The following is a 19,855-nucleotide window of genomic DNA, read 5'->3' as shown; positions in this document are numbered from 1 at the left end:
ATCCTCAGGCGGAAAGATATTTCTTGAGGAAGCTGCGCGTGCGGTCCTTCTGCGGCGCGCGGAACATGTCGCCGGGCGGGCCTTCCTCGACGATCACGCCGCCATCCATGAACAGCACCCTGTCGGCCACTTCGCCGGCAAAGCGCATCTCATGCGTTACGATGAGCATGGTCATGTGTTCGGCGGCAAGCTGTTTCATCACCGCATTGACCTCGTCGACCAGTTCCGGATCGAGCGCCGAGGTGGCTTCGTCGAACAGCATCACCTTGGGCTGCATCGCCAGCGCACGGGCAATGGCCACACGCTGCTTCTGGCCGCCCGAAAGCCGCGAGGGGTAGGCGTCGATCTTGTCGGCGAGCCCGACCTTGGACAAAAGGCTATGCGCCAGCGCATGCGCGTCACTTTTGGTCATGCCTTTTAGGATGATCGGTCCCATGGAAATGTTCTCGATCACGGTCAGATGCGGGAACAGATTGAAGTGCTGAAACACCATGCCCATCTGCTGGCGCACCTTGTTGATGTGCCGCTCGAAGGCATGGCCGTGCAGCTTCTGGTTGACCTGCACGCCGTCGAGCCAGACTTCACCGGAGTCCAGGGATTCCAAATGGTTGATGGAGCGCAGCAGCGTGCTCTTGCCGGAGCCACTCGGGCCGATGATGGCGACGATCTGCCCGCGATCGACCGACAGGCCTATGCCTTTGAGGACCTCGACGGCGCCAAACGATTTGCGCGCGCCGCGAACCTCGACCATTGGCCGCTGCGGGCTCATCGGGAAACCTCCACATGTCTTTCAAACCGACGCAAAGCCGCCTCGAGCACAAGATTGAGAATGTAATAAAGCGCCGCTGCGGTGATGTAGAACTCGAACGGGCGGAACGTTTCGCTGATCGCCAGCTGGGCCGAATGGACCAACTCGGCGATGCCGATGACCGAGACGATCGAGGATTCCTTCAACAGCGCGATCAGATTGCCGCCGATCGGTGGTGCCGTGTTGCGGATGGCTTGCGGTATCACGACATGGCGCAGCGTCTGCCACTTGCCGAAGCCGATGCTGCGCGCACCCTCCGTCTGGCCGACATCGACGGCGACGATGCCGGCGCGGATGATGTCGGCATTGTAGACGGCAAAGTGCAGGCCGAGCCCAACAATGCCGGCGGCAAGGGCGGGAATGTCGATGCCGATCTGCACCAGGCCGAAATAGATCAGGAACAGCTGCAACAGCAGCGGCGTGCCCATGAACACCCACATGAGCGCGCGCACGGGATAGGCAACGATCTTCGGAGCGTAGAGCACGATGACCGCGAACAGGATGCCGCCGACGAAGCTGAGTGCGCCCGCCGAGACCGTCAGCACCGCCGTCCACCAGGCACCAATCAACAGAAGGTCCCAGTAGGGCGCGACGACGGTGAAATCCAAACCTTGCATCGTGCTCTCCGGTCAGACGATGGCGAAGCGTTTGTCGAGCAGGTCGACGACCCGCGCAACCGCGTAGACCATGATCATGTAGAGCAGGGCTGCAACGCCGAATATCTCGAACGGCTTGTAGGTGGAGCCGATGAAGCGCTGGGCGGTGTAGGTCAGTTCGACGACTGAAATGGTCGACACAAGTGCTGATCCCTTCAACAAAGCAACCGTATTGACCCCGAGCGGCCGGATCATCAGCCGTGCGGCCTGCGGCAGCACGACCTTGCGCAAGGTCTGGAAACGGCTGAAGCCTATTGTGCGGGCGGCCTCCGTCTGGCCCCTGTCGACCGCGACCAGCGCTCCACGGATCGATTCCGCCATATAGGCGCCGATGTTGAGACCGAGGCCGATAACGCCGGCGGCGAACGGCTCCAGATTGATGCCGATCTGCGGGCCGCCGAAATAGAGCACGAAGAGCTGGATCAGGCACGGCGTGCCGCGAAACAGGCTGACATAGACCGTGCCGATGGTCCGCAGGATTGCCGATTTCGACATCTTGGCGGCCGCGGCCAATGAAGCAGCCGCGAGGCCCAGGATCAGGGCCAACACCGTGATCTCGATCGTCACCAAGGCGGCCTCCACGAAGAACGGGAAGACGCGCTGCATCAAGGAGAAATCCATGAAAGGGTCCAGCAGGAGTAACGCTCGGCTTCAGGCGGCTTTGGTCGCCTGAAGCCAGGAGAGATCAGCGGATGTCGCTGCCGACCCACTTCATCGAGATCTTTTCGTAGCTGCCGTCCGCCAGCATGTCGTCCAGCGCCTTCTGCATCGCAGCCTTGAGCTCCGGATTGTCCTTGCGGATGGCGATGCCGATGGCAACAGCGCCGCCTTCGATATCGGGCGTGTTGAGCTTGCGGACCTTCTCGCCCGTCTCCTTGACGGCAACCATGACCGGAATGTTGTCGACGACTATCGCGTCGACGCGGCCGGCCCTCAGTTCCAGCAGCAGTTCCGGCAGGCCCTTGTAGGTACGGATATCCCAGCCGCCCTTTTCGCGCGCCCATTTCTCATGCGTCTCGCCCAGCGTCACGCCAATGGTCTTGCCCTTGAGGTCGTCGAGGCTCTGCACTTTCGACTGCTCGCTGACGAAAACGGCGCGGCCGGCGTGGTAGTAAGGCCCGACGAAATCGACCACCTTCTCACGCTCAGGCGTGATCGTCATCGAGCCAACGACGGTGTCGTATTTGTTGGCGAGCAGGCCGGCAATGATGCCGTCCCAGGCCGTGGTGATGATGGTGCCCTTGACACCGATGCGCTCGGCGATGGCCTTGCCGATATCGGCGTCGAAACCAACGACTTCATTCTGGTCGTTGACGAAGTTGAAGGGCGGATACTGACCGCTCATGGAAATCTTCAGCTCGCCCGCCGCCTTGATCTTTTCGAGGTCGTCGGCCCTGGCCGAAACGGCAGTGAAGGTCGACGCAAGCAGCAGGGCCGCAACGGCGATGCCGGAAAACACTCTGTTCATCTGATTTCCTCTCCTCTGGATGGCGCGCAAGGTTTGTTCTTGGGAGGCGTGCAGACGCTTTCCTGTCATCAATGATTGCCTTTGCGGTATCATTGCGCAAATAGATAATGGGAATAGAGAGCATAGATATCAGGAATGGCACTTCCACGCCCCGAACGGCTGGTCTGGGATCTCGACTGGAACCTTCTGAGGACATTCGTCGTCATCGCGGAGGTGAAGGGCATCACGCGAGCTGCGGAGCGACTGAACCTCAAGCAACCCAGCGTCAGCAATGCTCTGCGGCGGCTGGAGGACCGGGTGGGCCGGCGTCTGGTCGAGCGCGACGCGACGCGCTTCGAACTGACCGAGGTCGGGCGGCTTCTCTACGAGCAGAGCGTCGAGGTGTTCGGCACCATATCGCAGTTGCCGCTGCTGATGCGCGGCATCAGCGACGATGTTACCGGCCATGTGATGATCGCGACGGCAAGCCATGTCGTCTCGCCGCTCTTTGATCAGGCGCTGTCCGAGTTCCACAGCAACTACCCGCACGCCAGCATCACCATTTCAGTCGCAGCAAGCACCGAAGTCGCCAAGCAGGTGAGGGAGCGGCGTGCTTCCTTCGGCATCTGCCTGGTCAGCCAGCGCGATCCGGCGCTGGAATATGCGATGGTCTACCGCGAGTTCTTCGGCTTCTTCTGTGGGCCGCAGCACAGGCTTTACGGGCAAACCGGGCTGACGCTGACCGATCTCCGGGGCGAGCCCTCGGTATCGTTCCAGACCGACCATATCTCGGATGCGTTGCGGCCGGTCGCGCTGTTGCGCAGCGAGGCCCGGCTCAACGCCGATGTCGTCGGCGTGTCCTCGAGCCTGGAAGAGGTGCGGCGCATGATCGTCGCCGGGTTGGGCATTGGGCCGCTGCCGCTGCACGTCGCGCGGCGGGATGTGGCGGATGGAATGCTGTGGCGGCTGCCGCCCTATGACGCGCCGCCGGCCATCGACATCTTCCTGCTGGTCAATCCGGACAAGGTGATGAACCGCGCCGAGAAGGCGCTGCTGTCAGGGCTGCAGACGCTGATTGCCGACACGCCCCTCGAGGACCGCATCTACATAGGCTGACGGGCGGAGACAGGCTTATTCGATCAGGAAGGCCGAAGAGCGGTCGCGCATCGGCTCGTCCAGAGCGACCGAGGCGCGCGCGGCAAGGTCGAAGCGCACGCTTGTCGTCCGGCTCGATGCGCGGACAATGCCGTCGAGCGAGCCCAACATCACCTGTTCGAAGGTGATGGAGGTGCGGCCGATCTTCACGACATGCGAGCGGATGGTGATGAGCGCACCGGCTTTCGTTTCATGCCGATAGTCGATTTCGGTGCGCACGTCGGCCCATCCGATCTGCGACGCCTGGTTGTCGTCCTGTCCGGCGATATGGCCGAGAAGCTGGAAGCTGGCATCATCGAACATCGCCGCGTAGTGACGCACATTCACGTGCCCCATCACGTCGCACATCCAGGGATGAGCGACGCCGACAAAGGTGACGAGAGATTTGCTCATGGGGATTTGCTCCGTGGCCTTCGACGATCGCGCAGACGCAATATCGAAACGCGCGACGACAGGCAAACGATCTGCTGTCCCTGGCATCTTCGAACCGAGAATGGCCTTCGGACTTCGTATTCGTTAGCCGCACCCTTGGCCGCCTCCATCAAACGGACTATCTCAGGGGTGGCGGCGTTTCCGCCACGGGGGTCGGCATGCTCAGAGTGCAAAAGGTCAAGGTCGACGAGATCTACGTGCCGACGGCGCGCAAGAAGACGCTGCATCCCGAGACCGTCCGCCATCTCGCCGAGGACATTCTGGAAAACGGCATGAAGACGCCGATCCAGGTCCGCCATGACGGCAAGCGCCACATCCTCGTCGAAGGCCTGCACCGGCTGGAAGCGGCAAAGTGGCTCGGCGAGACCGAGATCGAGGCCTATCTGGTGCAAGCCAAGCGCCACTGAGGCTTTGGCCCATCGATCACTTCGTGATCCTCGGGTCTCCGCGACGGAGCTGCGTTCCTGCTCCGCCCGTGGATGACGAAGGTGAGTGACGCCTCGGGTCAATCGAAACGGTGTCGCAAAATTTTCGCTGGCCGATGTCGGCTTGCGGTTCATCGGCTCGTCCTTGGGACGGAAGCCAGATCAAACGCAGGACGCCATCATGACCACCAAGCTCGACATCGCCCCCACCAACGACCGCGAACTGGTTCTCGCCCGCATCATCGATGCGCCGCGCGAGAACGTCTATCGCTGCTGGACCGATCCGAAACTGATCACGCGCTGGTTCTCGCCAAAACCGTGGACGACGCCGCGCGCGGAGATGGATGTGCGCGCCGGTGGCTCGAGCCTTGTCGTCATGGCCAGCCCGGACGGCAACGAGTTCCCCAACCCAGGTGTCTTCCTCGAAGTCGTTGCCGGCAGGAAGATCGTCCTCACCGACGCCTACACTGAGGCTTGGCAGCCTTCGGAAAAGCCGTTCATGACCGTCGCGCTGACCTTCGAGGACGAGGGCAACGGCAAGACCCGCTACATCGCTCGGGTCAGGCACTGGAGCGTCGCCGACCGCGAACAGCATGAGAAGATGGGGTTCCACGAGGGCTGGGGACAGTGCGCCGACCAGCTCGAAGAACTCGCCAAAACGCTTTGATCCGCATAACGCCTTGATATCGACAGGAGAGGAGATCGATATGTTCAAAACCCTGTTTTTCGCCATTTTTGCTTCGGCCGCAGCACTGCTTGCCTGCCCGGGCATCACCAATGCAGAGGAGACAAAACCTGCCATGACGACTGAAACGAATGCACTGCCGAAGCCGGAAAAGTCCGGCCTTCTGACGATCAACGGCCTGAACTACTACTATGCGATCTATGGCAAGGGCGAGCCGCTGCTTCTGCTGCATGGTGGTCTTGGCACCACGGATATGTTCGCGCCGATCCTGCCGAAACTTGCCGAAAACCGCACCGTCATCGGCGTCGACCTGCAGGGTCACGGCCGCACCGCGCTGGGTGACCGACCATTCACCGTGGAGGCGATGGGCGACGACATGGCCGCCATCGTCAAGGCGCTCGGTTACAGCCAGGTCGATGTCATGGGCTATTCGCTAGGCGGCGGCGTCGCCTTCCGCATGGCCGTCCAGCATCCCGAAGCGGTGCGCCGCCTCGTCCTGGTATCGACCGGCTACGCCACGGACGGCTTCTATGACGAGATGCGTCCGCAGCAGGCACAGGTGAGCGCAGCCGCGGCTGAGTTCATGAAGGACACGCCGATGTACAAATCCTACGTCGCGGTGGCGCCGCATCCGGAGGAGTTCCCGAAGCTCCTCGATGCGCTGGGCGGCTTCATGCGTCAGAACCGCGATTACTCGGCCGACGTCGCCAAGCTGAAGATGCCTGTCATGCTGGTCTATGGCGACAGCGATATGTACAAGCCCGAACACGAGATCAAGTTCTATCAGATGCTCGGCGGCGGACTGAAGGACGCCGGCTGGATGCGCGAGAACCTGTCGCAGAACCGCCTGGCGATCCTGCCCAACCGCACCCACTACGATGTCTTCTTCGCCCCGGAGCTGACGGCCGCCGCGCTGCCGTTCCTAAACGGCCAGACCAAGGTCAAGACCTGGGACGAGGTCGTCGGCGAAATGGAGTGAACGCCAAAACCGCCGGCTGTTGGCGGGCAGCCGGCATTCCGTGGCTCCATGACGGCTTTCGGCGTCATGGCTTCATCCCAACTCGCATCAGCACAAGCGATGACATTGCATCAAAGCTTTTCAATTGACCCAATCGGCCCCGCCGATACGTTGCGCGCCTATTCTCTCCCACCAGTGGATCCAGACAATGGCAAGATATGAGGGCGGATGCCTGTGCAAGGCGGTGCGCTACCGCGCGGACGCGGCTCCCATCAACGAACGCGTCTGCCACTGCCGGCTTTGCCAGAAGGCGATCGGCGCCGCCTTCAACGCACGCGTGCTGTTTCGCATCGAGGACGTGACGATCGATGGGCCGCTGGCGACTATAGGCTCTTCACCGGATCTCAAGCGCGGCTTTTGCCCGAGCTGCGGCACAACGCTGTTCTCCCGACGTGATTCCGCAGGCATTATCGGCATCACCACCGGTTCGCTCGACGATCCCACGGTTTTCAAGCCGCAAATGCATATTTTCACGGCCTCGAAGCAGCCTTGGCTGTGCTTGATGACGGCCTGCCGAAATACGAAGGCGCCCCTCCGCCAGGCTAATTTTTCCCTTCTCCCCTTGTTGTGGAAGAAGGTGGATCGACGCGCAGCGCCAGGGGAAGGGAAGAGCGCAAGCATGGCCAAAATTTAATCCAAATCGACACGAGATAGCCGGCAAAGCGTCATTGGCGAGCCATCTTTGTCGTCCTATTTAAGGGGCGCGGGTACGGCATTCGAGGAGACGACGGATGAACGACAGCATCAGCACCCTGGACGAGCTTTTGAGCGATCCGATGGTCCTGCTTGTGATGGAGCGCGATCGTGTGCGTCCCGAACAGGTGCGCATGCTGCTCGAACGGGCTCGCCGGCCTTCGACCGATGAGCCCGAAGTGCCGCCGGCGCATGTGATCGCCAGGACATGCCAGAAACTCTGGCTCTGCCCGTAGTCGCTTTGCGATTTTCCCTGTGTACCTCAAGCCGGCCCCAAGGTGGGCCGGTTTTCGAACGGCGTGCACCTCGGCGTGCCAGCTTACAAATCCGTAAATTGATTATCCGGCCCATGACGATAAGGCTTGCCCGGGATTGACCGATGGTTGGTCCACGCAACTCCGATCTCTCATGCACGGAATTCGATTTTGGCCGATATCTGCACCCAAGGCCTCGACACGGGCTTCGTCGGCCTGGGGTTCGCCAAGGTGGCGTTCCTCGGCGTGGTGCAAGGCATCACGGAACTGCTGCCAATTTCCTCGACTGCCCATATGCGCATCGTGCCGGCCGTGCTCGGCTGGCAGGATCCTGGCTCCGCCTTCTCCGCCGCCATGCAGCTTGCGGCCCTTGCCGCGGTGGTCAGCTATTTCTGGAGCGACGTCAGGGATATCCTGTTTGGATCGCTCGACGCTCTGGCGCGACGCGATTTCGCCGACCGGCATTTCAAGCTGGCGCTCTGGATCGTGCTGGCGACGATCCCCATCGTCATTGCCGGCGTTGCGCTGTCGGGCCTGCTCAACGCCTGCAATTCGCCGCTGCGTAGCCTGACGGTGATCGGCTGGGCCTGCATCGCCATGGCTATCCTGCTGGCGCTGGCCGAGATCTTTGCCCGTCACCGGCGCAGCATGGGCGATGCGTCGCTGACCGATGCGCTGCTCGTCGGTATCGCCCAGATCGGCGCGCTTGTCCCCGGCGTCTCGCGCTCGGGCTCGACCCTGACAGCGGCACTGGGGCTCGGCTTCAAGCGGGCCGAAGCGGCGCGCTTCTCATTCCTGCTCGGGCTGCCTGCCATCGCGCTCGCCGGCCTCAAGGAACTCTGGGAACTGCACAAGGTCCATCTCGACGCCCATGGCTGGTCGGTGCTTGCTGTCGGGCTGGTCGTCGCGTCGATCTCCGCCTTCTTCGCCATATGGGGGCTGATGCGCGTGCTGGAGCGTTTCTCGGCTTGGCCGTTCGTCATCTATCGCGGCCTGCTCGGCATCGTCTTGTTGTCGAGCGTCGCCATGGGATGGCTCGTCTAAGGCAGTTCCACAGTATCGCTTGAAACGGGCTATATCCCTACCGGACCTCGAACTTCGATTCCGGTACGCGCATGGATTTTTTGACCCTCCTGCAATCGGTGCCACTGTTGCTGGCGATGGCCAAGGGGGCGCTGCCGTCGGTGGCGGCGCTTGGCGCGTCGTTCGGCCAGTGGGTTGTCTCGCTGCCGCCATGCCGGGACTTCACCTTCGAGGCGACCAGCTATCTCGTTTGCGAGGTCGATCCGAAACGATATCAGCTCGAGCTGTTCTGGAAGGATGCGGCGGGCAAGCCGTTTCAGTCGCTGCACAATCTGCATGCCGCGCAACAGGCGATCGGGCGCACGATGCTGTTCGGCATCAATGCCGGCATGTATCACCCGAACCTCGCGCCGGTCGGTCTCTATGTCGAGCGCGGCCAGGAGATGGCGTCGGTGAAAACGGGTTCGGGAAGCGGCAACTTTTCCCTGCAGCCAAACGGCATTTTCTACATACGCGACGGCAGGGCCGCGGTCCGCGCCACCAGGGACTTCGTGAAGAGGCGCCCGACCGTCGACTATGCGACGCAATCGGGGCCGATGCTGGTGATCGACGGCAAGCTGCATCCGAAATTCCAGGCCGACGGCACTTCGCGGAAAACCCGCGACGGTGTCGGGGTGCGAAAGGATGGCGTCGCGGTCTTTGCGATTTCGAATGGCACGGTGACCTTCCATGCCTTCGCCCGGCTTTTCCGCGACGCGCTCGGTTGCGATAACGCGCTGTTCCTCGACGGCACGATATCCAGCCTGTTTGCGCCTGCCATCGGCCGCAAAGACGACTACTGGAATCTCGGGCCGATGATCGGCGTCTTCAGGAAATCCTGAGCCGGTTTCCACCGCGCTTACCCGCATGCGGTATGGCGAAAAAAACTTGATTCAAACTTTATTGGTAATTTCTCATTCATAACTGATCCGGTTTGTCCGTCGGCTGTCGTTTCGCCCTCGGTCTGTTGTGTTTTGAGTACAGGTCCAGATGCGGATTCCGGGCGTCGTCAGTTTTTTGATAGCATCGCTATGCCTTGCCGGCTGCTCGCCAACGGCCGGCGTCGATGCGCTGGATTTGCAGAAACCCTCCAACGAGACCACCAGTTCCGTGATCCGGCCGCCGGCACCGATCGCCGCTGCTCCGGCGGCAAGGGGCAACAGGGCGGCAAGGGCCGGACTGGCTCCCATGTCTGACAACGGTCCGGGGGAAAAAACGCGCCCGTTCGGCTTGGCGGAGGAGGAAGAGACGGGGGTGTTTGCCGCACCTGATGCGCCTGATCCCCAAGTGCCTGATATCGGCGGGCTGCCGGTCGAGCCGGCAGCCTTGGTGTCGCCGCCCAAGCTATTGACCCGCGCGGCACCGGCCATGCTTGCCGGGCCGCTCACCCGTTACGGTTTTCGCGACGCCAAGCCGATCAATTTCGGCAAGGGTTCGCCTCGCCGCCTTGCAGTGCACGGCGTCGACGTCTCGCGTTGGCAAGGCAACGTCAACTGGGACAAGCTGCGGGCGCAGGGCGCCAACTTCGCCTACATCAAGGCGACCGACGGTGGCGACCACCTCGATCCGATGTTCATGAAAAACTGGCGCAACGCCGACGCCGCCGGCTTGAAGCGCGGCGCCTACCATTTCTTCTACTGGTGCCGCACGGCGGGCGAGCAGGCGGACTGGTTCATCCGCAACGTGCCCAGGGTCGAAGGCGCGCTGCCGCCGGTGATCGACGTCGAGTGGAACGGCGAGTCCAGCTGCAAGCGGCGGCCGTCGCGCGAAAAGGTGCTGGAAAAGATGCAGGTGTTCATGGACAAGCTGGAGCGCTATTACGGCCAGCGGCCCATCATCTACACCGCGCCCGATTTCTACCGCGACAATCTCAGGGGCGAATTCCTCGACTATCCGTTTTGGCTGCGTGCGGTCGCCCAGCATCCGTCAAAGGTCTATCCCGGCCGCAAATGGCTGTTCTGGCAGTATTCCGGCTCCGGCCTGTCGCACGGCGTCACTGGCCGTATAGACCTCAATGTCTTCCATGGCGACGAACGGCAATGGCGCGCCTGGGCCGGCGGCCGGCAGACGGTAGCCGACGCCAACTGAGACAAGCTATCAGGCTTGGCGTCGTTCGCTTTCTCGGGTGTCCGCCGATCCTCGACCTCTTCGCCGCTCCCTTCAGGACCCGCTCACGCGGCCTGCTTGACCAGCGTGCGCTGTCGGACCATTTCAAGCGCGATATCGGACTGCTCGATGGACACGCTTCCGCCGGCAGCATTCGCTGAGGAAAGTGTCTGGCTCTTTGACCAACAAGGACGCATGGGAGGAAAAGATGGGTGTGTCATCGGAGGCTCTGGCACAGAGCCGTCAAACGATCAGCGCTTACGAGGATTATGCGGAACAATATGATGCCATCGTGCGCCATGTTCCCAACGAGAGGGAGCAGGCATCGCTCAAGCGCCTGGTGGCAATCGCCGGCACAGGTGGCCGGATTTTGGAAGTCGGGTCCGGAGCCGGATACGATGCGGATTTTCTGGAAAATTTGGGCGTCAAGGTTCGGCGCACCGACGCCACCAAGCGGTTTCTCGAGCTGCAGGCCGCGCGTGGTAAGCATGGCGAGTTGCTCGATCTCATCACCGATGATCTCGGCGGCCCCTACGACGCGGTCCTTGCCCGATGCGTCCTGATCCACGTGCCTCGCGACCAGACCGACCAGGTGCTTGCCAAGATAGCCGGGTCGCTGCGCCCGGGCGGCGCCTTCCTCGTCTCGATGCGCAATGGCGATGGCGAGACATCAGGCGAATATCACATGGTCTACTGGCGCAGGGACGACTTCGCCGCCCGTCTCGAAGGCGCCGGGCTGGTCCTCATCAGGGACGATTTCAACGTCGGCCGCAATAGCGAAGAATGGAACACGTTCCTGGCCGTGAAGCCTGCATAACGCGGCGTGGGCTGTTGCCGTTTGCGCTGCTCAGCCTTTTCAGATTTGCGAAAATACAAGACATTGCCGCCGCCATGCTGTCTATGTGCGGGTTCCTGCACTCCTGGGGGGAGACGAGTTGGAACTCAAGATCATGCTTGTCGGCTTTGCCTGCGTGGTCGCGGGCGCGCTGTCGTTCATCACCTTCATGAAATGGCGAGAGGTGAAGGCACTCAGCCGCTGGCTGCCGACGCCGGGAAAGATCATCTCGTCGCGCGTCGAGGCACGCGAGGTCAGAAGCTCGGGCGTTGGTTCGGACAGCACTGATACGACCGAAATGCGCAATTTTCCGGCGATCACCTTCGAATACAAGGTCGGCGGCAAGAAATTTCAAACCTCGCGCTACAGCGTGAAGGAGAATTTGGGGAATTTCGAAGTCACCGAAACCCTTGCCCAGTTTCCCCGCGGCGCGGAGGTGACTGTCTTCTACAATCCGGCCGATCCGAGCAAAGCCGTGATCGAGCGCACCATGCCCGAAGGCGCCTTCAAGTTCATGATCCAGCTCTCGGCCGGGCTGGTGGTCGGCGCGCTGGTGCTGGTGTTTTCCGTCGGCGGCGTCCTGGAGGCGATCAGGCCGCATTTGCCCAAGCCGCAAAACCTCGGCGCGGCGGCGCTGCTGCTGTTCATGGGCCTGTTTGCCTTGCGCATGGGCTTCGTCCAGAAATCGATGGCCGAGCAGGCGGCAAAATGGCCGGTCACTGCCGGCCGCATCGATGCCTCGGGCCTGCAGGCGCTCCGAAACCATTCTGGCTATGGTCGCTGGCGCACCGTCTTCAAATCCCGCATCGTCTACTCCTATGACGTCGCCGGCCAGCGCTACAGCGCCGATCGTGTGACCTTCGGCGGAACCGTGACGGCTTCGTTGCCCGGCCTCGTCGGCGGCCAGGCACGGCAGTATGTCGAAGGCAGCAAGGTCGACGTCCACTATGACCGCGCCAACCCCGGCTCGGCGGTGCTGGAATGCCGGGTACGGGGGCTCTGGCTGTTATGGATCTGCTCGGCAGGCTTTCTCGGTGGCGCCGCCTTTCTGGTCGGCCTGGTCTGAGGCGCCGGACGCCTTCAACAGCGGACGAGCGGTCCGCTGTTGAAGCCAGGCCAGGTGAACCGCAGCGTGGCCCCATGCCTGACGATATGGATGACACGCGCGAACGGCTCCTCGATCGACGGGTCGGAACCGTAGCATTGGCTGGCATGCACCACCCAGCCGGTCGAGCTTTTGCGAAATGTCGCCTGCTCGCAGCCGAGATCGGGGAACGACAGCGACGCCTGGTCCACTGTGAACACAGTCTCGCGTTGGATGTCGGGAGCCGCGTGGCAGTTCAGCCTGTCGGTAGACCATGTCCCAACATAAGGCGGCGCCGCCAGCGCGGAGCCACCGGCGAATGCGGATATTGCCGTCGTCATCACCAAACGCCGCATCACCACTCCTTCGATCAGTGCGCTCGACCATACAGGCTGGTGGGATTTTGCGTGGACAAGTTTTGTCCAGGATCGGACAAACGCCGCCGTTCCGGATTTTGCTATGCTTTTGCGTGAATGATGCGACTGTGCGGGCCGACTCAACGCTTTCCCAGAGACATCGGATGATCACCCGCATACTGGCCTTTTTCCTCCTGGGCCTGCTCGGCCCGATGCAGGCGGCCTTGGCAAAAGAATGCCTCCTGAGTCACGCCACCTATCAGGAGCCGCGCTCGGGTGCCGTCGTGCAATTCCGCCCGCTCGCCAACCAGCCGGCGGCGCTGACGGCCGAAGTGTTTTCGCTGGCCGTGCCCAACACCGGCACGAGCCTGCCCGCCGACATCACCTGGACCAACGGCAAGAATTCCTTCCCGCTCGGCACCATTCGCCACGCCTGCACCGACGACGACCGGGAAGGCGGCCTGCAGGACGGTAGCGGATTGTGCAGGCTATGGGAGGGCCAGGTCTATGCCTTGACCGGCGGCGGCGCCGAGCAGTTGAATTCGCGCGAAGCGACACCGGCGCCGAGAGGGCTGCTCTTGCCCGGTTTCGGCGTGGCTTTCACCGAAGGAGCCGATTTCGCCAATGCCAATCCAGGCGGTTCGGCCTGGGACGCCTTCATTTTAACAGGATGCAGCGATGAATAGCGTGCGATCGACCATCTGGGCCAGTGCCCTGCTTGCATCCGCGACGATACCAGCCATGGCGGACGAGCCGGCGCCGTCGCGCCCGCCCATCGACAAATGCGCCTGGGAAAAATTGTCTGACAAAACTGTCGGGCTGGCCGCCTGGACGCAGCGCTGCGATTTCGGCTTCCGCCAGATCCATTTCGAATTCGCCGGCAAAGCGCTCGCCATCAAATACAGCGACGGCGGCGCGGCTGACCCTCTTGTCGAGGTCTTTGACATCAAGCCTGGCGAAACCGCCGAGGCTGCGTTGCAGCGCCTGTTCCTGGAAAAGACCGACAAGGCCGTCAGCGCCCGCTGTGTGCTGGCGCCTTACACCGAGGGCACGGTACCCGCCGGCGTCAAACGCTACACATTCAGCCCCGACGCCGCCTATGCGAAAGAGCTGAAAGCACTTGCCAGCTCCGACGAGATTCCCGAACCGCCCTGCGGCGACTGGGGTGAAATGCCTGACGGCATGCAGTATTTCGAGGTGCCCGCGGGTGAGGGGTACAGCCTGCTTTTTGTGCGCATCGGCCAGGACGAGCCATTGTTTGACGAGCAGACGCTACGCGTCTTGCCGAGGGGGTGAGAAGCGCTTTCTCGCCAGGTCAGGCGGATTCGGTCACCGCACCGATCCGCCGGTAGACGAATGCTTCTTCTCTCGAAGGAACTGTGGCAATGCGCTTGGCTTCGTCGATCAGCATTGCCATGCGAGCATGGATCGGCGATTTCGCGCAAGCCGGGTCCGTTGCAGCGGCATCGCCGGCGATCGCCATCGCCTGGCAGCGGCAGCCGCCCCAGTCGATCTCGCGCCGCTCACAGCCGCGGCATGGCTCCTGCATCCAGTCCGTACCGCGAAAAGCATTGAACGCCGGCGAATCGGCCCAGATCGAGGACAGCCTGCGTGGTTCGAAACGCTCGAAGCTGAGCGACGGGATCGTCTGTGCGGCATGGCAGGGCAGTACGGTGCCGTCAGGCGTCACCATGAAGGCGTCCCGCGCCCAGCCGCCCATGCACGGCTTGGGATAGATCGCGAAATAGTCCGGCGTCACAAAATCGATGTTGATGATGCCGGCCAACCGCTCCTGTGCCTCCGCGACGATCTCCGCCTGCCTATCGACCGCTTCACGCTCCGGCATCAGTTGATCGCGATTGGTCAACGCCCAGCCGGCATATTGCACATTGGCGATCTCGAGCCTCTCCGCGCCCAACGAAAGGGCGAGATCGATGAGTTCCGGCACCTCCTCGATGTTATGGCGATGGATCGGCGCGTTGATGGTAAGAGGCAGACCGGCCGCGCGCGCGCGGCGTGCCGTCTCCAGCTTCTTTTCGTGGGCGCCCTTGTGGTTGCCGATGCGATCCGTGGTCGCCGGCCGCGCGCCCTGAAAGCTCAGTTGCAGATGGTCTAGACCGGCTTCGGCAAATGCCTCGACACGGCCCTCGACGATGCCAACGCCCGCGGTAATCAGATTGGTGTAGACGCCGCGCCCCGCAAGCCCGGCGATCAATTGCTCGAGGTCGCGGCGCAGTGTCGGCTCGCCACCGGACAGATGCACCTGGAGCACTCCGAGATCGGCGGCCTCCGAGAACAGGGCGAGCCAGGTCTCTGTGTCGAGTTCGCGATTGGCCTTGAGCAGTTCGAGCGGATTGGAGCAATAAGGGCATTGCAGCGGGCAGCGATGCGTCAGTTCCGCCAGCATGCCGATTGGAGGGAGGAGGGGCGTGCTCATAGCCTCACCAGCAGCTTGTCCGACCATTCCTGCAGGAAGGCGATGACGTCGGTCGCCACGGCCTCCTGTTCGGCCTCATAATCGGCGGCAAGGCCGGCAATGATGTCGCCGACCGTGGACCGTCCATCGCAGCGTCGCAATATGTCGAGACTGACATCGTTCGGCCAGAATATCTTTTCCGGTGAAAGCACGGCGAATGCCTGCCGCAAGGGATCGTATTGTATGCGCACGTGCTTCGGCAGCGAAGGTACCGATCGCAACGACACCACAGCTCTTTCGCGCAGCGCCGTCATAGGGCTGCCTCGGGCTGGAAGGCGCCGGGCGGTATGTTTCCCCGCTCGCCATAGGCGTGTTGAAGCGCGTCAAGCATGGCCCAGAGTATATCGCATTTGAACACCAGTGCATCGATTGCCTGCTGCTGGCGCTCCGCCGTATCGGCGTGGCTGAGCACGTAGTCAAGGGCGAAGTCGGCGTCACGCGAGGCCTGTTCGGGCCGTTGCTTGAAATAGGCCAGCGTATCCTCGGTGATGTAGTCGTATTTGGCCAGCATTGCCGGCACCCGCTCGCCGATGATGAGTGGCGAGAACATCTCGGTCAGCGAGGACGCGACCGCCTCGAACAGCGTCCGGTTTGTGCAAAAGGAAAGGTAAGCGCCCACCGCGAAGCGTGTCGCCGGCAGTGCCAGCCTTTCGCTCTTCACGGCCTCGGCGTCCAGGCCGAGCGAAGTTGCCAGATGCAGCCAGCGCGCGATGCCGCCGCTCCAGCCGTCCTCGCCGTCATGATCCTCGATCCGCTTGCGCCACGCGGCACGAAACGCTGGATCCTCGGCATGTACGAGTATCATGGCATCCTTGCGTGGGATGACCGCCTGATAGCAATAGCGGTTCAGCGCCCAGGCCTTCATCTCGGCCTTCGACAACGCGCCGCTGGTCATCCTGTGGTGAAAGGGATGGCGATTGTGATAGCGCTCGGCGCCAACCTGCCTCAGCACGGCTTCGAGAGCGCTCGTGGAGAGTCCGCCTTTGGCTGCATCGCGGAAGTCGCTCAAAATTCCATCTCCATACCGTCGTTTGCGATTTCCCAGCCTGCCGCCTTGACCGCCGCGTGTTCGGCGGAACTCTCGTCAAGGATGGGGTTGGTGTTGTTGATGTGGACGAAGACGCGACGGCCGACCTTCACATTGGCCAAGCCTGCAATCGAACCCAATTCTCCCGAGATCGCCAGATGCCCCATGCGCGCGCCGGTTTTCTGACCGACGCCGGCGACGATCATCTCGTCGTCGGTGTAGACCGTGCCGTCGAACAAAAGACAGGCGGCATCGGTGAGACGCGCGCGTAGCCGCGCATCGATGCGCGCGCAGCCTGGGATATAGAAGACGGAGCCGCGGCTGCCGATGCCGGCAATTCGGACTCCGATCGTGTCACCTGCGTCGGAGCTGAAATTGGCATCCGGATGGTCTCTATCCTCCAGATAGAGTGCTATCTTCCCGGGCACGGCAAAGGGCTCGATCATTACGCCGGTATCGCGGCCTTCTGCGTCGCAGATGGCCAACTCTTTCGCCGGCGGCAGGATGCGCCGCGGCACAAGCGCTGGATCGAGAACGTTGAAAATCGAATTCGCCTCCAGCGTCGCCAGAACCTGCGCCGTTGCATAGATGGCGAAAGGCTGCCGCTCGCGCAGGCTGAGCAGTCCGGCGATATGATCGACGTCGGCATTGGTCAGCACCACAGCGCGAATAGGTGTCGAGCGCAGCGGCGCATCGCCCGCAGGTTGCAATTCAGGTGTTGCAGCGATTTGCTGGCGAATGTCGGGCGAGGCATTGAAAAGAACCCAGCCCAACCCGTCCGCCGAGGCGGCGACACTTGACTGGGTTCGTGGATGCACGCTTGCCATGCCGTTGCGAGCCGCACGACTGAGACGGTAGTTGCAGTTCCATTGCGGAAAGCCGCCGCCCGCCGCCGATCCGATGATCCTCAAATGCATGAAAATGCCCGCGCGCCGGCTTCTCTGACCTGCAGGCAATTTGCAGTCACAAACAACACTCCGCGCGCTTTGCGTGCGTCAAAATCTTTCACGAAAATCCCATGCGGGGAGGGGATGCGCGCCCCTGTCGCCAGGGACGCGCACCTCTGCGGCCTACTTCTTGGGAGTAATTTCAGCAGGCAGATACCGTGAAATTTCGAAGCCAGCGGCAACCTGACACATGGTCGGTTTTTTCCAGTTCTTCTTCATGACATTTCTCCTCTTATACCAGCCCGAAGGGACCGATCCTGTCGTTAGCCAACCATTGCAGGGCACCGACGCAATGGCTCGTCCATCAAGTTTCAAAATGGACAAATGAAACAATAGGTTTTGAAAAATTGAAAACAAACTATCGAGAATAATTGCAGTCCTTATTTCAATTGTTCGTTGCGTAGGGTTTCTTCTCCTCCAGTGGAAGGTTTGCATCTTCCCATCCATCGGCGCCGAGCGGATACCAGATCACTGAACTGTAGCCCCACTGGACGGCCCGTTTCGCCGCATTCCACGACATCCAGCAATTCGTCATGCAGTAGAACAGAACCGTGCGCGACTTGTCCGTCCCGGCCTTGGCCGCGAGGCCTTGGCGAAAATAGCTGGCGGTCTCCTGCGAAATAGCGCCGTATCCCACATTGGCCAGCCATATGCTGCCTGGAATGTCCTTTCTGACCTTGTCTCTCCATATCGTCCCTGCCGGCAAATTGGCCGGTTTGGGCGTGTCCGGCATCACGTCGAAGAAGATCGCCTTTTTCGTTCGCCACAGCGCTTCCGCTTCCACCGTCGTCACCACCCTCGCGCCTTGCAGCGTCCGCGGTACCGGCGCCCGATAGTCGTCCATCCGGAAACCGCTGGGTTCGGCGATGTCGCCAGCCCATGTCGGCTCGGCCAGACCCAGAAGGCTCGCGGCGACCAGCACGAAAATAGTCTCCCTTCCATTCATTGGCTAATCAGGTTGTCGTGTTCGTCGATCAGCGGCACGTTGTAGCTCAGCAGGATCCTGGTGATCTCCGCCTGGTTTTCCCTGATCACCCGGTTGAGCGTCCGCTTCCATTCCTGGTCCGACGGACGTACGCCCATGGTGATGCGGTAAGACATGCGCGAGCCGGTTTTTTCCTTCACCAGTGGAACGATCGTCACATCAGCTCCGAGTTCCTTGGCGTAGTAACCTGCCATCGGTCCCCACAGCACCGCCGCATCGATCTTGTGTGCCAGCATGTCCTTGATCATGACCTCCCCCATTGATGGGGTGACGCGCGTATCCACCGCAAGCGGATAGATCTTGGCGGTCCGCAGAAGCTTGTTGGCGGCCATGTTGGCGGTTGGCGGCGTGCTTTCAACGACGCCGATCGTTTTGCCTGTGAGTCTGGGATCCTCGATCGTTTCCACGCCTTCCATATCGTGGCTTTTCGGATGCACCAGCACATAGGCGGAGCGATAGTAGGCGTTGGTGTTCTGCACCAGCTCATCGCCTTGGGCATAGCCCATGATGATGTCGCATCGGTTGGCCCCCAACGTATTGCGCACGAAGCCGGTGATCGTGGGAAACCAGGTGTAGGAGACGGACTTGCGCCCGGTTTTCGCGGCAACCAGTTCGGCCAGCTTGTTTTCGAAGCCTTCGCCGCTCTTGTCGGTGAAGGGCATATTCGAAGGATCGGCGCAGACGCGCAGAATGTCAGGGTCGACCAGTTCTCCCGCCGCGCCAAGGCCGGCGCTTTGCGCATGCGCGTTCGACGGCAGCAAGGCGAGTGTGCCGAGGATCGGCAGAACGACGCGCAGCTTCAATGCATCGCGGCCGATCATGTCATCCACCCATGCAGGATGCTTCGGCATCCTTCGCCGCCTGGGCCTTGTCTTCGTGCTTGGGCGGCCTTCCGCGGGGCGCCGCGCCATCCGCGCGCGCGCGCAGATAGACGTAGAGATCGTCCAGGTAGCAATAGACGTTCTTGTTGTCGCCAAAGGCAGGCATGACGTTTTCCTTGCCGCCGCCGACATTCTTGCGGCCTTCGGCGACGATCGAGAGGAATGTGGCGTAATCCATGGTTTTCAGGCTGTTGACCAAAGCCGGCGCATAGCTCGAACCTGTCGCGTCCTGTCCGTGGCAGACATGGCAATCGGAATGATACCGGCGGTAGCCGCTGAACGTGTACCAATCGACGGTTCCGTTTTCGATCTTGTAGGTCGGATTTCCATCCGCATCCAAATACTTGCCGCCTTCTTCCTTTACCGCCTTGGCTTTTTCCATGCTGTCGTCGGCCCGGGCGAGGCTCGAGCTTGCCAGAGGCAGCAGAGCCAGGACGAAAGCCGAAATTACAATGCGAACGGACATTCAAACGCTTCCTTCATTTGCCAATAGACACGGTTTTGCTGTCGCGACCGGCATTGA

25 protein-coding genes and 1 pseudogene are annotated in these 19,855 nt (G+C 61.6%); 13 read left to right on the top strand and 13 right to left on the bottom strand.

Translation table 11 applies throughout. The features are described from left to right. Nucleotides 1–4: 4 nt before the first annotated feature. From RPF88_RS10975 to RPF88_RS10960, 4 genes are all read right to left on the bottom strand, one after another. Entirely contained in the window at nucleotides 5–769 is a 765-nt protein-coding gene (locus tag RPF88_RS10975; protein WP_063171987.1) for an amino acid ABC transporter ATP-binding protein, read from the bottom strand. After that, nucleotides 766–1,425 carry an amino acid ABC transporter permease gene (locus RPF88_RS10970; RefSeq protein ID WP_013532096.1) on the bottom strand — a complete coding sequence of 220 codons (660 nt, stop codon included), beginning with the start codon at nucleotides 1,423–1,425 and terminating at the stop codon, nucleotides 766–768. Before RPF88_RS10970 ends, RPF88_RS10975 begins: the two co-directional genes overlap by 4 nt. A gap of 12 nt (nucleotides 1,426–1,437) precedes the next feature. Further along, nucleotides 1,438–2,085 carry an amino acid ABC transporter permease gene (locus RPF88_RS10965; protein ID WP_013532095.1) on the bottom strand — a complete coding sequence of 216 codons (648 nt, stop codon included), beginning with the start codon at nucleotides 2,083–2,085 and terminating at the stop codon, nucleotides 1,438–1,440. A 64-nt stretch (nucleotides 2,086–2,149) separates the two neighbouring features. After that, entirely contained in the window at nucleotides 2,150–2,932 is a 783-nt protein-coding gene (locus RPF88_RS10960) for an ABC transporter substrate-binding protein (protein ID WP_024504354.1), read from the bottom strand. A 135-nt stretch (nucleotides 2,933–3,067) separates the two neighbouring features. On the opposite strand from RPF88_RS10960, the gene RPF88_RS10955 reads away from it, so the two are divergent. Beyond that, nucleotides 3,068–4,027, top strand: coding sequence for a LysR family transcriptional regulator (locus tag RPF88_RS10955; RefSeq protein WP_013532093.1), 960 nt, complete (start codon nucleotides 3,068–3,070; stop codon nucleotides 4,025–4,027). 15 nt (nucleotides 4,028–4,042) lie between these two features. On the opposite strand, the gene RPF88_RS10950 is transcribed toward RPF88_RS10955, so the two are convergent. Next, on the bottom strand, nucleotides 4,043–4,459 hold the full coding sequence (locus RPF88_RS10950; RefSeq protein WP_024504355.1) for an acyl-CoA thioesterase: 417 nt from the start codon (nucleotides 4,457–4,459) through the stop codon (nucleotides 4,043–4,045). Between the two features lie 197 nt (nucleotides 4,460–4,656). On the opposite strand from RPF88_RS10950, the gene RPF88_RS10945 reads away from it, so the two are divergent. From RPF88_RS10945 to RPF88_RS10900, 10 genes and pseudogenes are all read left to right on the top strand, one after another. Next, entirely contained in the window at nucleotides 4,657–4,905 is a 249-nt protein-coding gene (locus RPF88_RS10945; RefSeq protein WP_013532091.1) for a ParB N-terminal domain-containing protein, read from the top strand. Between the two features lie 199 nt (nucleotides 4,906–5,104). Beyond that, nucleotides 5,105–5,590: an SRPBCC family protein gene (locus RPF88_RS10940; RefSeq protein WP_024504356.1), complete on the top strand. Its 486-nt coding sequence runs from the start codon at nucleotides 5,105–5,107 to the stop codon at nucleotides 5,588–5,590. 40 nt (nucleotides 5,591–5,630) lie between these two features. Then, complete coding sequence (locus tag RPF88_RS10935) at nucleotides 5,631–6,587, top strand: alpha/beta fold hydrolase (RefSeq protein WP_127384924.1); 957 nt, start codon at nucleotides 5,631–5,633, stop codon at nucleotides 6,585–6,587. Nucleotides 6,588–6,774: 187 nt separating this feature from the next. Then, a pseudogene (locus RPF88_RS10930) lies at nucleotides 6,775–7,172 on the top strand (GFA family protein). Between the two features lie 185 nt (nucleotides 7,173–7,357). Then, a complete protein-coding gene (locus RPF88_RS10925) occupies nucleotides 7,358–7,555 on the top strand; it encodes a hypothetical protein (protein WP_013532087.1) in 198 nt (65 codons plus the stop codon). Nucleotides 7,556–7,744: 189 nt separating this feature from the next. Continuing rightward, entirely contained in the window at nucleotides 7,745–8,617 is an 873-nt protein-coding gene (locus tag RPF88_RS10920; RefSeq protein WP_013532086.1) for an undecaprenyl-diphosphate phosphatase, read from the top strand. 71 nt (nucleotides 8,618–8,688) lie between these two features. Beyond that, a complete protein-coding gene (locus RPF88_RS10915) occupies nucleotides 8,689–9,477 on the top strand; it encodes a phosphodiester glycosidase family protein (RefSeq protein WP_013532085.1) in 789 nt (262 codons plus the stop codon). Between the two features lie 148 nt (nucleotides 9,478–9,625). Further along, nucleotides 9,626–10,723, top strand: a complete 1,098-nt coding sequence (locus RPF88_RS10910; protein WP_337122403.1) for a glycoside hydrolase family 25 protein — start codon at nucleotides 9,626–9,628, stop codon at nucleotides 10,721–10,723. Nucleotides 10,724–10,949: 226 nt separating this feature from the next. Then, on the top strand, nucleotides 10,950–11,558 hold the full coding sequence (locus RPF88_RS10905) for a class I SAM-dependent DNA methyltransferase (protein WP_337122402.1): 609 nt from the start codon (nucleotides 10,950–10,952) through the stop codon (nucleotides 11,556–11,558). 118 nt (nucleotides 11,559–11,676) lie between these two features. Then, complete coding sequence (locus RPF88_RS10900; RefSeq protein WP_337122401.1) at nucleotides 11,677–12,642, top strand: DUF3592 domain-containing protein; 966 nt, start codon at nucleotides 11,677–11,679, stop codon at nucleotides 12,640–12,642. Between the two features lie 14 nt (nucleotides 12,643–12,656). Here RPF88_RS10900 and RPF88_RS10895 read toward each other — a convergent pair whose 3' ends face one another. Further along, nucleotides 12,657–13,016, bottom strand: coding sequence for a hypothetical protein (locus RPF88_RS10895; protein ID WP_027162629.1), 360 nt, complete (start codon nucleotides 13,014–13,016; stop codon nucleotides 12,657–12,659). 164 nt (nucleotides 13,017–13,180) lie between these two features. Between RPF88_RS10895 and RPF88_RS10890 the strand changes: the two genes are divergently transcribed. Both RPF88_RS10890 and RPF88_RS10885 read left to right on the top strand, forming a co-directional pair. Then, nucleotides 13,181–13,702: a hypothetical protein gene (locus RPF88_RS10890; RefSeq protein ID WP_337122400.1), complete on the top strand. Its 522-nt coding sequence runs from the start codon at nucleotides 13,181–13,183 to the stop codon at nucleotides 13,700–13,702. Next, nucleotides 13,695–14,312, top strand: coding sequence for a hypothetical protein (locus tag RPF88_RS10885; RefSeq protein WP_063167841.1), 618 nt, complete (start codon nucleotides 13,695–13,697; stop codon nucleotides 14,310–14,312). Before RPF88_RS10890 ends, RPF88_RS10885 begins: the two co-directional genes overlap by 8 nt. Before the next feature lie 19 nt (nucleotides 14,313–14,331). On the opposite strand, the gene pqqE is transcribed toward RPF88_RS10885, so the two are convergent. From pqqE to RPF88_RS10850, 7 genes are all read right to left on the bottom strand, one after another. Further along, nucleotides 14,332–15,453, bottom strand: a complete 1,122-nt coding sequence (gene pqqE, locus RPF88_RS10880; protein WP_337122399.1) for a pyrroloquinoline quinone biosynthesis protein PqqE — start codon at nucleotides 15,451–15,453, stop codon at nucleotides 14,332–14,334. Beyond that, entirely contained in the window at nucleotides 15,450–15,746 is a 297-nt protein-coding gene (gene pqqD, locus RPF88_RS10875; protein ID WP_024504366.1) for a pyrroloquinoline quinone biosynthesis peptide chaperone PqqD, read from the bottom strand. Before pqqD ends, pqqE begins: the two co-directional genes overlap by 4 nt. Next, complete coding sequence (pqqC, locus tag RPF88_RS10870) at nucleotides 15,743–16,501, bottom strand: pyrroloquinoline-quinone synthase PqqC (protein WP_024504367.1); 759 nt, start codon at nucleotides 16,499–16,501, stop codon at nucleotides 15,743–15,745. Before pqqC ends, pqqD begins: the two co-directional genes overlap by 4 nt. After that, nucleotides 16,498–17,436, bottom strand: a complete 939-nt coding sequence (gene pqqB, locus RPF88_RS10865) for a pyrroloquinoline quinone biosynthesis protein PqqB (RefSeq protein WP_013532075.1) — start codon at nucleotides 17,434–17,436, stop codon at nucleotides 16,498–16,500. Before pqqB ends, pqqC begins: the two co-directional genes overlap by 4 nt. Nucleotides 17,437–17,851: 415 nt before the next feature. After that, the gene (locus RPF88_RS10860) at nucleotides 17,852–18,412 is read right to left on the bottom strand and encodes a PQQ-dependent catabolism-associated CXXCW motif protein (RefSeq protein WP_024504368.1); all 561 of its coding nucleotides are present in this window, start codon (nucleotides 18,410–18,412) and stop codon (nucleotides 17,852–17,854) included. Further along, nucleotides 18,409–19,302, bottom strand: a complete 894-nt coding sequence (locus RPF88_RS10855; RefSeq protein WP_337122397.1) for a quinoprotein dehydrogenase-associated putative ABC transporter substrate-binding protein — start codon at nucleotides 19,300–19,302, stop codon at nucleotides 18,409–18,411. Before RPF88_RS10855 ends, RPF88_RS10860 begins: the two co-directional genes overlap by 4 nt. Further along, on the bottom strand, nucleotides 19,274–19,798 hold the full coding sequence (locus RPF88_RS10850; protein ID WP_013532071.1) for a c-type cytochrome, methanol metabolism-related: 525 nt from the start codon (nucleotides 19,796–19,798) through the stop codon (nucleotides 19,274–19,276). Before RPF88_RS10850 ends, RPF88_RS10855 begins: the two co-directional genes overlap by 29 nt. Nucleotides 19,799–19,855 lie beyond the last annotated feature (57 nt).

It is taken from the genome of Mesorhizobium sp. ISC11 (genome assembly GCF_037162595.1).
Classification (GTDB): domain Bacteria; phylum Pseudomonadota; class Alphaproteobacteria; order Rhizobiales; family Rhizobiaceae; genus Mesorhizobium; species Mesorhizobium ciceri.
The sequence above is the reverse complement of the archived record's forward strand: the minus strand, read 5'-3'. Positions and strand labels throughout refer to the sequence as shown.